The 13,581-nt window shown below is 51.1% G+C and carries 14 protein-coding genes; 7 read left to right on the forward strand and 7 right to left on the reverse strand.

The annotated features are described in order from the left end of the window. Positions 1 to 35 precede the first annotated feature (35 nt). On the reverse strand, positions 36 to 1,007 hold the full coding sequence (gene manX, locus AABJ99_RS10675) for a PTS mannose transporter subunit IIAB (protein WP_000150550.1): 972 nt from the start codon (positions 1,005 to 1,007) through the stop codon (positions 36 to 38). Positions 1,008 to 1,323: 316 nt separating this feature from the next. Here manX and yoaL point away from each other — a divergent pair, with 316 nt between their 5' ends. Both yoaL and yoaE read left to right on the forward strand, forming a co-directional pair. Next, on the forward strand, positions 1,324 to 1,482 hold the full coding sequence (gene yoaL / locus AABJ99_RS10680; protein WP_269218577.1) for a protein YoaL: 159 nt from the start codon (positions 1,324 to 1,326) through the stop codon (positions 1,480 to 1,482). Then, positions 1,470 to 3,026: a CNNM family cation transport protein YoaE gene (gene yoaE, locus AABJ99_RS10685; RefSeq protein ID WP_000394976.1), complete on the forward strand. Its 1,557-nt coding sequence runs from the start codon at positions 1,470 to 1,472 to the stop codon at positions 3,024 to 3,026. Before yoaL ends, yoaE begins: the two co-directional genes overlap by 13 nt. 3 nt (positions 3,027 to 3,029) lie before the next feature. On the opposite strand, the gene pdeD is transcribed toward yoaE, so the two are convergent. The 4 genes from pdeD to pabB all read right to left on the reverse strand — a co-directional run bounded on the left by pdeD (position 3,030) and on the right by pabB (position 8,250). Next, a complete protein-coding gene (gene pdeD / locus AABJ99_RS10690; protein ID WP_001353154.1) occupies positions 3,030 to 4,628 on the reverse strand; it encodes an EAL domain-containing protein in 1,599 nt (532 codons plus the stop codon). Positions 4,629 to 4,758: 130 nt separating this feature from the next. After that, positions 4,759 to 6,123, reverse strand: a complete 1,365-nt coding sequence (gene sdaA, locus AABJ99_RS10695) for an L-serine ammonia-lyase (protein ID WP_000624298.1) — start codon at positions 6,121 to 6,123, stop codon at positions 4,759 to 4,761. 183 nt (positions 6,124 to 6,306) lie between these two features. Further along, positions 6,307 to 6,885: a CoA pyrophosphatase gene (gene nudL, locus AABJ99_RS10700; protein ID WP_000456725.1), complete on the reverse strand. Its 579-nt coding sequence runs from the start codon at positions 6,883 to 6,885 to the stop codon at positions 6,307 to 6,309. 3 nt (positions 6,886 to 6,888) lie between these two features. Further along, positions 6,889 to 8,250, reverse strand: a complete 1,362-nt coding sequence (gene pabB, locus AABJ99_RS10705) for an aminodeoxychorismate synthase component 1 (RefSeq protein ID WP_039020731.1) — start codon at positions 8,248 to 8,250, stop codon at positions 6,889 to 6,891. 73 nt (positions 8,251 to 8,323) lie between these two features. Here pabB and yoaH point away from each other — a divergent pair, with 73 nt between their 5' ends. Further along, on the forward strand, positions 8,324 to 8,503 hold the full coding sequence (gene yoaH, locus AABJ99_RS10710) for a YoaH family protein (RefSeq protein ID WP_000457334.1): 180 nt from the start codon (positions 8,324 to 8,326) through the stop codon (positions 8,501 to 8,503). Positions 8,504 to 8,509: 6 nt separating this feature from the next. Beyond that, complete coding sequence (locus AABJ99_RS10715; RefSeq protein WP_000618093.1) at positions 8,510 to 8,962, forward strand: pentapeptide repeat-containing protein; 453 nt, start codon at positions 8,510 to 8,512, stop codon at positions 8,960 to 8,962. A gap of 89 nt (positions 8,963 to 9,051) precedes the next feature. On the opposite strand, the gene yoaC is transcribed toward AABJ99_RS10715, so the two are convergent. Next, complete coding sequence (gene yoaC / locus AABJ99_RS10720) at positions 9,052 to 9,351, reverse strand: DUF1889 family protein (RefSeq protein ID WP_001112000.1); 300 nt, start codon at positions 9,349 to 9,351, stop codon at positions 9,052 to 9,054. Between the two features lie 440 nt (positions 9,352 to 9,791). Continuing rightward, positions 9,792 to 10,136 (reverse strand): RidA family protein, encoded by a 345-nt coding sequence (yoaB, locus tag AABJ99_RS10725; protein ID WP_024218636.1) that lies wholly within the window; start codon positions 10,134 to 10,136, stop codon positions 9,792 to 9,794. Between the two features lie 131 nt (positions 10,137 to 10,267). Between yoaB and yoaA the strand changes: the two genes are divergently transcribed. From yoaA to yeaY, 3 genes are read left to right on the forward strand one after another with little or no spacing between them, the layout of a single operon-like run. Next, a complete protein-coding gene (gene yoaA, locus AABJ99_RS10730) occupies positions 10,268 to 12,178 on the forward strand; it encodes an ATP-dependent DNA helicase (RefSeq protein WP_000128869.1) in 1,911 nt (636 codons plus the stop codon). Between the two features lie 57 nt (positions 12,179 to 12,235). Continuing rightward, entirely contained in the window at positions 12,236 to 12,931 is a 696-nt protein-coding gene (gene tsaB, locus AABJ99_RS10735; RefSeq protein ID WP_039020732.1) for a tRNA (adenosine(37)-N6)-threonylcarbamoyltransferase complex dimerization subunit type 1 TsaB, read from the forward strand. Positions 12,932 to 12,970: 39 nt separating this feature from the next. Further along, positions 12,971 to 13,552 carry a Slp family lipoprotein YeaY gene (gene yeaY, locus AABJ99_RS10740; RefSeq protein ID WP_000290557.1) on the forward strand — a complete coding sequence of 194 codons (582 nt, stop codon included), beginning with the start codon at positions 12,971 to 12,973 and terminating at the stop codon, positions 13,550 to 13,552. Positions 13,553 to 13,581: the final 29 nt, after the last annotated feature.

Raw genomic sequence — 13,581 nt, forward strand, 5'->3', positions numbered from 1 at the left:
AAGTGTGAAAACTGATTGATAATCAACACAATACGTTACTTATCGATTTTGCTGATCAGATCCATCATTTTCAGTTTCGGATCGGTGGAAACCTTACGGACTTCCAGCTCAATACCGCGCGCATTCAGTTTCTTGAACGCCTCGATATCTTTTTCATCAACCGAAACCGCGTTATTCACCTGGGTTTTACCCTGACGGAATGCCATACCACCAACGTTAACAGAGGTGATTTTCACGCCGCCTTCAACGAGACGCTCTACATCTGTAGGGTTGGTAAATAACAGCATTACGCGTTCGCCAGCATATTTCGGGTTGTTGTAGACGCGAATCATTTTGGCGACATCAACCACGTGCGCTGTTACGCCCGGAGGTGCAACCTGGGTGAGCAGTGTCTTACGAACGGTATCCGCAGCCACTTCATCACTAACAACAATAATACGGGAGACATTGGTTTCTTTAGTCCAGCGGGTGGCGACCTGACCGTGAATCAGACGGTCGTCGATACGCGCAAGGCCAATAACCATGTAGTCGTTTGGTCCCATTGGTTTTGCCGGAGTTGGAGCCGCTTTTGGTGCTGCGGCAACGGGTGCTGGCGCGGCTTTTTCAACCGGTTTGGCTTTCAGTGCTTTCACGCCTTCACGGCCTGTTTCTACTGCCAGAGCCACCAGTTCATCAAAGCTTGGGTCATCATCACGGGCCATTAACGTTTCCACGAGCATTGGAATGTTAACGCCTGCAATGACTTCATAATGCTCTTTGTCGACGACAATGCGGCTGGCAGCGTTGAACGGGCTGCCTCCCCATGTATCAACGAGAAACAGCACGCCTTTAGTGGTGTCGAGTTTTGCCAACTGAGCGTTGTATTTTTCAATTAGCGTTTCGGCATTTTCACCTGGAACGAAATCGATCCAGCCGACGTTTTCCTGCTCGCCTAACAGCATTTCTGCCGTTTTAAGCAACTGCTCTGCAGCCCAACCATGTGTGCCTATAACAATAGCAATGGTCACTTGCTACCTCCTTTATTATCGTTAACACCTCAACGTGCCAGATGTATTTTTGAATCGTCGTCCACAATCGAATCGATTCAGATAAGGGCTACAACCAAAAACCCCTGCGTTTCGCGATTTATTTTAGATATCGAAAAAATTATTTTATGTGATGAAGATCCGTAATTTAACTTTCGATTAGCAGAAATTTCGAAAGGTAAAATATCCTTGTCACATTCGTTTGCAAAGGAAGGTAAATCTTTGCCAAATCAGATGTGTCTCTGATATGTTTAACTCCCGTTTAACAACCATGGAGTATAGGGCAGTAGCCCGCAGTATGGATCGTCACCGACGTCATTTCAGCATCAGGCCTTTTAACGCCTGCTTTTCTGGCACTTTATGCCGCACCTTTCGTTTGCCTTTTGTCGTTACGCCTGCATTATTTCTGGCGCCGAATAGCTATTCCTTAAGCAGGAGCTTGTCATGGAATTCTTAATGGACCCCTCAATTTGGGCGGGGCTACTCACGCTTGTTGTTCTCGAAATTGTGCTGGGTATCGATAACCTGGTCTTCATCGCCATTCTTGCTGACAAACTGCCGCCAAAACAACGTGATAAAGCGCGTTTGCTGGGATTATCACTGGCGCTGATTATGCGTCTGGGGCTGCTGTCGCTGATTTCATGGATGGTCACGCTGACCAAACCGCTATTTACCGTCATGGATTTCTCCTTCTCCGGACGCGACCTGATTATGTTGTTCGGGGGGATATTCTTGCTGTTTAAAGCGACAACCGAACTGCATGAACGGCTGGAAAACCGCGATCATGATTCCGGCCACGGTAAAGGCTACGCCAGTTTCTGGGTGGTCGTCACACAGATCGTCATCCTTGACGCCGTCTTCTCGTTGGATGCGGTAATTACGGCAGTAGGGATGGTTAACCATCTGCCAGTGATGATGGCTGCGGTGGTGATTGCGATGGCGGTCATGTTGCTGGCATCGAAACCGCTGACGCGATTTGTTAATCAGCATCCAACGGTAGTGGTGCTCTGTCTGAGCTTCCTGTTAATGATTGGTCTGAGTCTGGTGGCAGAAGGTTTCGGTTTCCACATTCCGAAAGGTTACCTGTATGCCGCGATTGGCTTCTCGATCATCATCGAAGTGTTTAACCAGATTGCGCGTCGCAACTTTATTCGTCACCAGTCGACTTTGCCGCTGCGTGCGCGTACTGCCGATGCCATCCTGCGTTTGATGGGGGGGAAACGTCAGGCCAATGTTCAGCACGATGCCGATAACCCGATGCCTATCCCGGTACCGGAAGGTGCGTTTGCCGAAGAAGAACGTTACATGATTAACGGTGTATTGACGCTGGCGTCGCGTTCTCTGCGCGGGATCATGACGCCGCGCGGTGAAATAAGCTGGGTTGACGCTAATCTCGGGGTCGATGAAATCCGTGAGCAGCTGCTCTCCTCACCGCACAGTCTGTTCCCGGTATGTCGCGGTGAACTGGATGAAATCATCGGTATCGTACGTGCTAAAGAACTGCTGGTGGCGCTCGAAGAAGGTGTTGATGTGGCGGCGATTGCTTCGGCGTCTCCGGCGATTATCGTCCCTGAAACCCTTGACCCGATCAACCTACTGGGCGTGCTGCGTCGTGCTCGCGGGAGCTTCGTTATCGTGACCAACGAGTTTGGTGTGGTACAAGGCCTGGTCACGCCGCTGGATGTGCTGGAAGCCATTGCGGGTGAATTCCCGGACGCTGACGAAACGCCGGAAATCATTACCGATGGTGACGGCTGGCTGGTAAAAGGCGGTACAGATTTGCATGCCTTGCAGCAGGCGCTTGATGTTGAGCACCTTGCCGATGACGATGATATCGCGACGGTCGCGGGCCTCGTGATCTCGGCAAATGGTCACATTCCCCGTGTGGGCGATGTGATTGATGTAGGGCCACTGCATATCACCATCATTGAAGCCAATGATTATCGTGTTGATCTGGTTCGCATTGTTAAAGAGCAACCGGCGCACGATGAAGATGAGTAAGCGTTAACGTAACGGCATAACGGGCGTGATATGTCCATTATGCCGGGCGGGCGGCGGTTGGCTGCCCGCCAGCCATTTGGGAAAATCACGTAGCGGCATCGGCTGTGCGTACAAATACCCTTGCAAAATATGCACGCCATGACGGCGCAAATACTTCGCCTGTTCTTGTGTTTCCACACCCTCCGCCACCAGTTCAATATTCAGTCTTTGCCCCAGTGCGATGATGATATCGGTCACCGTCGAGTTAACCGCGTCAGAACCTATAGCTGCGGTAAATGACTTATCAATTTTCAGCACGTCAGGACGTAATGTTTCAAGCCAGGAAAATGAACTGTTGCCGGTGCCGAAGTCATCAATCGCCAGTTTGACGTTTTTACGATGCAGCTCGCGGGCAATCCGATAATCAACATCCAGTAAGGCATCGCGTTCGGTGATTTCGAGGATCAGTTGCTGAATCGGGTGAGCGCTAAACCAGTACTGATTGAGATCTTTTATCAGCACACCACGGCGAAAATGGCTGGGTGCGACGTTAATGCCAACATGAAACTGACTACTCATTGGGAAAACATGCCGCTGACGGATGGTTTCTGCCATCACATAGCGGGTCAGTGGCACAATTAAATGATGTTCTTCCGCGATAGGAATAAACACATCCGGTGAAATCCAGCCCTGACGTGGATTGTTCCAGCGCAGCAAAATCTCTACACCAATACATTGCTGGCTGCGCGCATTAAGCAAAGGCTGGCAGAACAATTCGAACTCATGTTGCGCCAGGCCCAGATTGATTTCACGGGAAAAACTCATCCGGTAAGCGGTCGCCAGCCAGGCGATATAGCCCACAAGTAAACTTAGCAGCACCGCCAGCGGTAATTGTGTTGGAAGATAGTGCCATGCCAGCGCCGTAGCCCCCGGACCATTAACGTTAATGGTAAAAGGAAAGCGTTGCGAAGAAACATGATAGTTTTCATTGTCTTCAGGTTGCGGAAGGGAATCTACCAGCCCATTACCATAGAGCAAATGCCGATCGTCCACCGTCAGGCTGGCGCTACTGATTTGCGGCAGTTGTGGCTCAAGCAGCATTGCCGCCAGTAAGTCGATGTTGATCATCTCCATGACCCCAGCATTGCTACTGCCCGCTGCAGGCGTCCATTGAATCAAAACCGGACTGCCTTTAATCAGGGCATGGTCGGTCGTCAGTCGTAAAAGTGGTTGCGGTGCAGGAAGTTCAGCCAGAATGTCCACGACGGGCACATTGCGATAACCAAAAATGCTGGAGCAATAAAGTGTGCCGTCTTGCACCAGGCCAATGGATCGCACAGTTTGGAGTTTTGCCGCCTGTTTACGTAATGGCAAATGGGCGACAGAGCAGGGCAGACCAATTAGCGGAAGTAAGACTTCGCTACCTGCCTGTAGGGGAAGCAGTACTTTATCTAATTCCTCTACAGCGTGATTGGCGAATTGTACTACCCGTTGTTGATTTAAGTTACGCTGTGAAATAAATCGCACGCTCAGGGTCGAAGCGAGCGTAACGAGTGCGCAAATCGTACAAACAATCATTCGATTACGGCGATAGGTTTTAATGATCCGTTGTGCTTTTTGCATGCGGGCCACCCTGTAAGCGTATGGCGACAAACGCCTGACGCAACAGTGGAAGTGTAGTGGGGAAAATTACAGCAGACGAGAAAGCAGGGATAAATTCGCCCATCCGTTGCAGATGGGCGAGGATAAAGTATTAGTCACACTGGACTTTAATTGCCAGACCACCACGAGACGTTTCGCGGTACTTGGCGTTCATGTCTTTACCGGTTTCGTACATCGTTTCGATAACTTTATCCAGCGAGACGCGCGGCGCGCTGGTGCGACGCAGGGCCATCCGCGCGGCGTTAATCGCCTTGACTGACGCAATGGCGTTACGTTCAATGCACGGCACCTGAACTTGCCCTGCAACAGGGTCACAGGTCAGACCGAGGTTGTGCTCCATGCCAATTTCCGCTGCCACACAAACCTGTTCCGGGCTACCGCCCAACAGCTCGGCAAGGCCCGCAGCAGCCATTGAACAGGCAACACCCACTTCGCCCTGGCAACCGACTTCCGCACCGGAAATAGAGGCGTTCATTTTATACAGTGCACCAATCGCGCCCGCAGCCATAAAGTAACGGGTATAGATGTCCGGGCTAACCGATTCAATAAAGTGGTCATAATAAGCCAGCACTGCCGGAACAATGCCACAAGCACCGTTAGTTGGCGCAGTTACCACACGACCACCGGCGGCGTTTTCTTCGTTAACTGCCAGCGCAAACATGTTTACCCAGTCAATGACATTCATCGGATCGTTAGACAGTTTATCGCTGGAAACCAGCATCCGGCGCAGGGCCGACGCACGACGCGGCACGCGCAGCGGGCCTGGCAGTACGCCTTCGGTGTTCATCCCGCGATCGATACATGCCTGCATGGTTTGCCAGACATGCGCGAAATACTCGTCGATCTCTTTCTTGCTGTGCAGCGCCAGTTCGTTCTGCATAGCGAGACCAGACAGCGAATAGCCGGTTTCATTACAGTACGCGAGCAGTTCGGTGGCAGATTTGAACGGATACGGCACGCTCACTTCGTTGGCGGCATCCTGACCAAAGTGTTCTTCATCGACGATAAAACCGCCGCCGATGGAATAATAAGTTTTGCTGTAGACGACTTCATCGCCGTTATAGGCGTGGATTTGCATACCGTTTTCATGCAGCGGCAGGTTGCCGTTATGAAAACGCATCCCGTTGTCGCGCGGGAAATCCACTTCATGCCGTCCCTGTGCCAGCAGCAGACGTTCGCGCTCTTCTACGTCGCGAATAAAACCGGGAATACTGTCGATATCCACGGTGGCAGGTTCGTTACCTGCAAGACCCATAATAATGGCGATATCGGTGTGGTGGCCTTTACCCGTCAGCGACAGTGAACCATAAACGTCCACGGCAACGCGAGTAACGCTATCCAGTAAGCCTTTTTCGACCAGATCATCGACGAACTGTTTACCCGCCTTCATAGGCCCTACGGTATGGGAAGATGAGGGACCAATCCCCACCTTAAACATGTCGAATAGACTAATCACGATAATACTCCTGACAAGGTGACTGGACTTCCAGTAACGAACGAATAACAGCGCATAGTGTAAGAGGGAACGCGGCGACTGGCTTAACTATTCACATGAATTAAACTAATCAAAAACCGCGATTTAACTAATATTGCGATGATTGTCTCAAGTAGTGTTTTGTAGATGTAAAGATAAGTATAGTCAGGGTTTCACACCAATTTGCAGCGCCAGCTCACGAATTATGCCTGCGGTCATTCCCCATACAAAATACTGTTCATACCAGGACAGCCATACCCGATGTGAATCGCCACGGCGGTAGATATCTAACGGGTGATAACGGCCTAAATGCAGCGCCTGGGCGAGGGGCATTTCAAACACCGCCGAGACTTCATCTTCACTGGCGCGATACGGCAGATCGGGCGGGATAATGCCGACCACTGGCGTTACCTGGTAGCCAGTGACGCTATCGACGGGCGGCAGCACGCCGATAACTTCGACGGCGGAAGGTGGTATAGCAACCTCTTCTTCAGCTTCGCGCAGCGCAGCGGCGATAACTGACGCGTCCGTGTCATCGACTGCACCTCCAGGGAATGCCACTTGTCCGGCGTGTTTACGCAGATGAATCGAACGCTGAGTCAGCAACAACCCCGGTTGCGGTCGACGGACGATGGGGATTAACACGGCAGCCTGACGATGATTTAGGGTTTCCCGGTTAATTTGCGGGCGCAAAAGTTGAAAACGCGATAAAAAATCATCAAGCGTCAGGCTACGGTATTCCACGTCTTACTTCTCCAGTTGGCGTAATATCTTATTAACTTTATCAAAAGTTTCCTGATATTCCGCTTCTTCCTGGCTATCGGCGACAATTCCACCGCCCGCAGAGCAGTATATTTGTCCGTTAATGGCAGTCAGCGTGCGGATAGTAATGCTGGTATCCATGTTGCCGCAAAAGCTCAAATAGCCAATGCTGCCGCACCAGGCATTGCGTCGCTGCGGTTCCAGTTCGTCGATAATTTCCATAGCCCGTACTTTCGGTGCTCCAGTTATTGAGCCACCAGGAAAAGCTGCGCGCAGCAGATCGCTGGTGTGTAACTGTTCTGGTAGTTGCGCCGTTATGGTGCTGACCAGATGATGCACGGCAGGGAAGGGTTCCACCACGAACAGCTCTGGTACTTTTACCGAACCTGCTACGGCAACACGACCGATATCATTACGCATTAAATCGACAATCATCAGATTTTCGGCACGATCTTTCGCTGAGTTCGCCAGTTTTTCTGCTTGTTTGCTATCTTCCTGAGGATCGGGCAGGCGTGGTAGCGTGCCTTTAATCGGGCGGGTCTGGATTTCACTATTATCACAAAGAATAAACCGCTCTGGCGAAAGGCTTAAAATCGCGCCCTGTTCAAGACGTAAAAAAGCGCTAAATGGCGCGCGGTTGGCCTGATTAAGCTGAAGGAATGCCTGCCATTCATCGCCAGAATAGGTCGCATGGAAACGCTGGGCGAGATTCACCTGATAGCAATCACCGCTTTGCAGATATTCCTGTACCTGGCGAAATTTTTCGCCGTACAGCTCGCGGGTCATATTGGATTGCCAGTCGGAAGTGAGCGTGAAATCTTCCTGCGGCGAGAATTGCTGGCTTTCCAGCCAGGCCCGACGGGCATTGACATCATTATGACTCAGCAAAGAAACTGTTTGACGCTGGTGGTCGACAATGAGCGCCCAGTCGTAGATACCCACAGCCATATCCGGCAGAACGATATCTTGCTGCGCAATTTCTGGCAGTGACTCAAAACGGCGGCCCAGATCGTAGCCAAACAACCCCAGCGCGCCGCCCTGAAATGGCAAATCTTCGTTATGCGCTGGGCGAATGTCTGCGCGATCCAGCACCTGCTGGAGCACCTGTAGCGGGTCATCAGTGGTCGTTGTGCGTTTTTCGCTTTCACTAACAACGGTTTCTTTACCGAAAGTGGTTAAAGTGCAAATCGGCTCGGCGACCACAATATCAAAGCGGCTATATGGATGATCGGCATAGCCGGAGTGTAAAAGCATCGCCCACGGCAGGTGACTTAAGCGGGAGAAATAAAATTCAGCGGCGTCCTGACGCCAGGGTAAAGTAATCACAGCGGGAGATAACGTCTTCATCAGTCCTGACTCTACTGGCTATGTGCCGGGTAGCATGAAATAATTAGCGCCAACAATTTAGCAGGAGTTAACAATGTTTGCAGGTTTACCTTCACTCACCCATGAACAGCAGCAAAAAGCCGTTGAGCGGATCCAGGAACTGATGGCACAGGGGATGAGCAGCGGCCAGGCAATCGCGCTGGTGGCAGAAGAGTTGCGTGCTAACCATTCCGGTGAGCGGATTGTGGCGCGATTTGAGGATGAAGACGAGTAACACAAAATGATCCGTATCGATTTCGTCACGGATGACGCCCTGTATCTTGATACGGATAGCCTCATCGGCTGGGATTTTTCCGGCATGAACTTACATCGTGCCATTTTTGACGGTATGTGCCTGGACGGCGCGCGGTTTAATCATGCGCATCTGCGTAATATCAGTTTTATCAACGCGTCCCTGATTGGGGCCGACCTCTCGTCCAGCGCACTGATGTGTGCCTGGTTAAACAGCGCCGATCTGACCAATTGTAATTTTGCTCAGTCACGACCCATTGATGCTGATTTTAGGCATGCACGACTTTGTGGGGCAGATTTTACCGACACCGATTTAAGAGGTGCTAATTTTTCATCGACACATCTTCAGAATGTTTGTTTTAACGGGGCGCATTATGACAAACGAACTGTCTGGCCCGCAGAGTTTTATCCAAGGATTAACGGGGCTGTGTTGGTTGATTGAATTTGGCGGGGTTTATGATGGCAAGAAAAAGACGCTTTTATGTGGTCAACAAAAGCGCCCTGGTCAATTTTTGCTGATAGAGAATTAACTCAAACCAGTGCTTTGAGTTCTTCCTGCATGTACGACGAAAAGTATTCTGGGTTTTTAATCACAATACGTTCACCAGACTCCATTTTTTTTGCCCATCCCACCATTTTTTCCGTGAATCCAGGATTCCAGCCTTCCTGATCGGCTCGCGCAGTAATATCGGCGGAACTGGCGGGTACACCCAGGTCATGCAAATATTTAAATATTCCCTTCGCCGTACTTTCATTCATAGAACTTGGTGTTGATGCTGATACATCCATGGCACCAATAAAATCCAGAGCTTTATCTATTACTGCAGGCATATTCTTTTCCTTAAAATTAACCATGTGAACAATAAGGCTATATATGACCTTAAATTGCGTCCAATATCAAAGGGATTATAACGATATCTCATTAGTTAACCTATTGACATTCAGGTGTTTTAAAGGTAGCAGGTCATAGTCTGTTATGTAGTGATGTACCGCAAATTAACTGTAAGTAGAAACGCTTCAGCCCAGGTTTTCAAGCAAGAAAGATAGCAAGAAGAAAACCAAAGTAGGCTAATCAGGGAGTTAGCATAATAATTTGATTTTGCTGATTAATATCAATTGTGTATAAATAACAACGAATCGATAAAAATGAAGAATAAATGACCTGAAGGGGTATTACACATCTAAAACACTGACCGTTTTATTCAAAGTCGGCCAGTGTTTTCGATAAATTATTGTGCGACTTTTGCCGTGACAGAATTCTTTTTCTGAAATTAAACCGCCGCGATAATCTTAATTTCAACCTTGTACTTCGGGTTCATCAAACCCGCTTGTACCGTGCAGCGCACCGGCGCATGACCCGCGACAACCCAGGCATCCCACGCTTTATTCATCGCCGCGAAGTCGTTTTTATCAGCCAGGAAAATGGTGGCATCCAGAATGCTCGATTTATTGCTGCCCTGTTTTTCCAGCACGGCGTCAATCTGCGCCAGCGTGTTGGCGGTTTGCTCAAAGGCATTGGCGTCGAGGTTTTCCGGTACACCAGTGTAGTAGAGCGTGTTGTTGTGGATTACTACATCAGACCAGCGGGCTTCAGCATCGATACGAACGATAGTCATCATTTTGTCCTCATTATCCTTCCATTTTCGTGCTGCAAAGACTGCCACAATGTGAGGTCGCCGTCACCACTTCAACTGGCGAAAGCGCCCTCATCCTGACATAATCCCTGTTCAAATCAACAGGGGGTAGTGTGACAGACGATTTTGCACCAGACGGCCAACTGGCAAAAGCGATACCAGGCTTTAAGCCGCGTGAACCACAGCGACAGATGGCGGTAGCCGTCACCCAGGCGATAGAAAAAAGCCAGCCGCTGGTGGTGGAAGCAGGAACCGGTACGGGCAAAACCTACGCTTACCTGGCCCCTGCGCTGCGGGCGAAAAAGAAAGTCATTATCTCGACCGGCTCAAAAGCGTTGCAGGATCAGCTCTACAGCCGCGATTTGCCAACGGTTTCAAAGGCGTTGAAATACACGGGCAACGTGGCGTTGCTGAAAGGGCGCTCAAACTACCTCTGCCTCGAACGTCTCGAACAGCAGGCGCTGGCGGGCGGCGATTTGCCAGTACAAACCTTAAGTGATGTGATCCTCCTGCGCTCCTGGTCTAATCAAACAGTGGATGGTGATATCAGCACCTGTGTCAGCGTGGCGGAAGATTCACAGGCGTGGCCGCTGGTCACCAGCACCAACGACAACTGCCTTGGCAGCGACTGCCCGATGTATAAAGATTGCTTTGTGGTCAAAGCACGCAAAAAAGCGATGGACGCCGATGTGGTGGTGGTAAACCATCATCTCTTTCTGGCGGATATGGTGGTGAAAGAGAGTGGATTTGGCGAACTGATCCCGGAAGCTGACGTGATGATCTTCGACGAAGCCCACCAACTGCCTGACATTGCCAGCCAGTATTTTGGTCAGTCACTCTCCAGTCGACAACTGCTCGACCTGGCAAAAGACATCACCATCGCCTACCGCACCGAATTAAAAGACACCCAGCAGTTACAAAAGTGCGCCGACCGCCTTGCCCAGAGCGCGCAGGATTTTCGCCTGCAATTAGGTGAGCCAGGTTATCGTGGCAACCTGCGCGAACTGTTAGCTAATCCGCAAATTCAGCGGGCATTTTTACTGCTCGATGACACCCTTGAACTCTGTTATGACGTAGCGAAATTGTCGCTGGGGCGTTCCGCCTTGCTGGATGCAGCATTTGAACGCGCCACACTTTATCGTACGCGGCTTAAACGGCTGAAAGAGATTAACCAGCCGGGTTACAGCTACTGGTATGAATGCACTTCGCGCCATTTTACTCTGGCGCTCACGCCGCTCAGCGTGGCGGATAAATTCAAAGAGTTAATGGCGCAAAAACCAGGTAGCTGGATCTTTACCTCAGCAACGCTGTCGGTGAATGACGATCTGCATCATTTTACCTCGCGGCTTGGCATTGAACAGGCAGAGTCGTTGCTGTTACCCAGCCCGTTTGATTACAGCCGCCAGGCGTTACTCTGTGTGCCGCGCAACCTGCCGCAAACCAATCAACCGGGCTCCGCACGGCAACTGGCGGCAATGTTGCGACCGATCATCGAGGCTAACAACGGTCGTTGTTTTATGCTTTGTACCTCGCACGCCATGATGCGCGATCTGGCCGAGCAGTTCCGCGCTACCATGACGCTTCCCGTTTTGTTGCAGGGGGAAACCAGCAAAGGGCAACTGTTGCAGCAATTTGTCAGCGCCGGTAACGCGCTTCTTGTGGCAACCAGCAGCTTCTGGGAAGGGGTGGATGTGCGTGGCGATACATTGTCATTGGTGATTATCGACAAGTTGCCGTTTACCTCACCGGATGATCCACTATTAAAAGCGCGCATGGAAGATTGCCGTTTGCGCGGAGGCGACCCGTTCGATGAAGTACAGCTGCCGGATGCGGTCATTACTCTCAAGCAGGGGGTAGGGCGACTGATTCGCGATGCCGACGATCGAGGGGTTTTGGTGATTTGCGACAATCGGCTGGTGATGCGCCCTTACGGCGCGACGTTTCTCGCCAGTCTGCCGCCCGCGCCGCGCACCCGTGACATTGCCCGTGCGGTTCGTTTCCTTGCGATACCATCCTCCAGGTAATTTGTGATGGAGTATGGTATGATGCGCGCCTTTTTATTGATCTAAGCACGAAGACCCATGCGAATTCTGGCTATCGATACCGCGACAGAGGCCTGCTCTGTCGCCCTGTGGAACGACGGCACTGTCAACGCTCATTTTGAGCTTTGCCCTCGTGAACATACTCAACGAATCTTACCGATGGTGCAGGATATCCTGACCACCAGCGGAACTTCCCTGACTGATATTAACGCTCTGGCTTACGGGCGCGGCCCCGGTAGCTTTACCGGCGTGCGCATTGGTATTGGTATTGCGCAGGGGCTGGCGCTTGGCGCGGATCTGCCGATGATTGGCGTTTCCACGCTCATGACCATGGCGCAAGGGGCGTGGCGCAAAAACGGCGCAACCCGCGTGCTGGCAGCCATTGACGCGCGAATGGGGGAAGTTTACTGGGCCGAATATCAGCGCGATGAAAACGGCGTCTGGCACGGCGAAGAAACAGAAGCCGTACTGAAACCAGAACTCGTTCATGAACGGTTGCAACAGCTTTCCGGCGAATGGGTAACCGTGGGTACGGGCTGGCAAGCCTGGCCGGATCTCGGTAAAGAGAGCGGGTTGGCCCTGCGCGATGGCGATGTGTTACTGCCCGCTGCAGAAGATATGCTGCCGATTGCTTGTCAGATGTTTGCCGAGGGTAAAACGGTGGCGGTGGAACATGCCGAACCGGTTTATTTACGTAACAACGTCGCATGGAAGAAACTTCCGGGCAAAGAATGAATCTTAAGAGTATGCCCTGAGAAAAAAAGGAGTCGCATCATGGCGGTTCAAAAGAATGTTATCAAAGGCATACTGGCAGGTACGTTTGCGCTAATGCTGAGCGGTTGTGTCACTGTGCCGGACGCCATTAAAGGCAACAGTCCCACGCCGCAACAAGATTTAGTTCGGGTGATGAGTGCGCCGCAGCTGTACGTTGGTCAGGAGGCTCGCTTTGGTGGCAAAGTGGTTGCGGTACAAAACCAGCAAGGGAAAACCCGCCTGGAAATTGCTACCGTACCGCTCGACAGCGGAGCCAGACCAACTTTGGGAGAACCTTCACGCGGGCGCATTTATGCCGATGTGAACGGTTTTCTTGATCCGGTGGATTTCCGTGGACAACTGGTTACGGTAGTCGGGCCAATCACCGGTGCGGTTGACGGCAAAATCGGCAACACGCCCTATAAATTTATGGTGATGCAGGTAACGGGTTACAAACGTTGGCATTTAACCCAGCAGGTGATTATGCCGCCTCAGCCGATTGATCCATGGTTTTATGGCGGTCGTGGCTGGCCCTATGGCTACGGTGGATGGGGCTGGTATAATCCCGGCCCCGCGAGAGTACAAACTGTTGTAACTGAATAATTGCTTGTTTTTAAAGAAAAAGAAACAGC

Source organism: Escherichia coli (assembly GCF_036503815.1).
GTDB lineage: Bacteria > Pseudomonadota > Gammaproteobacteria > Enterobacterales > Enterobacteriaceae > Escherichia > Escherichia coli_F.

Excerpts from the sequence above, each read along its gene's own strand:
- yoaL (WP_269218577.1), top strand. The coding sequence starts at position 1,324 with ATGGATCGTCACCGACGTCATTTCAGCATCAGGCCTTTTAACGCCTGC.
- yoaE (WP_000394976.1), top strand. The coding sequence starts at position 1,470 with ATGGAATTCTTAATGGACCCCTCAATTTGGGCGGGGCTACTCACGCTT.
- pdeD (WP_001353154.1), bottom strand. The coding sequence starts at position 4,628 with ATGCAAAAAGCACAACGGATCATTAAAACCTATCGCCGTAATCGAATG.
- pabB (WP_039020731.1), bottom strand. The coding sequence starts at position 8,250 with ATGAAGACGTTATCTCCCGCTGTGATTACTTTACCCTGGCGTCAGGAC.
- yoaH (WP_000457334.1), top strand. The coding sequence starts at position 8,324 with ATGTTTGCAGGTTTACCTTCACTCACCCATGAACAGCAGCAAAAAGCC.
- AABJ99_RS10715 (WP_000618093.1), top strand. The coding sequence starts at position 8,510 with ATGATCCGTATCGATTTCGTCACGGATGACGCCCTGTATCTTGATACG.
- yoaC (WP_001112000.1), bottom strand. The coding sequence starts at position 9,351 with ATGCCTGCAGTAATAGATAAAGCTCTGGATTTTATTGGTGCCATGGAT.
- yoaB (WP_024218636.1), bottom strand. The coding sequence starts at position 10,136 with ATGACTATCGTTCGTATCGATGCTGAAGCCCGCTGGTCTGATGTAGTA.
- tsaB (WP_039020732.1), top strand. The coding sequence starts at position 12,236 with ATGCGAATTCTGGCTATCGATACCGCGACAGAGGCCTGCTCTGTCGCC.
- yeaY (WP_000290557.1), top strand. The coding sequence starts at position 12,971 with ATGGCGGTTCAAAAGAATGTTATCAAAGGCATACTGGCAGGTACGTTT.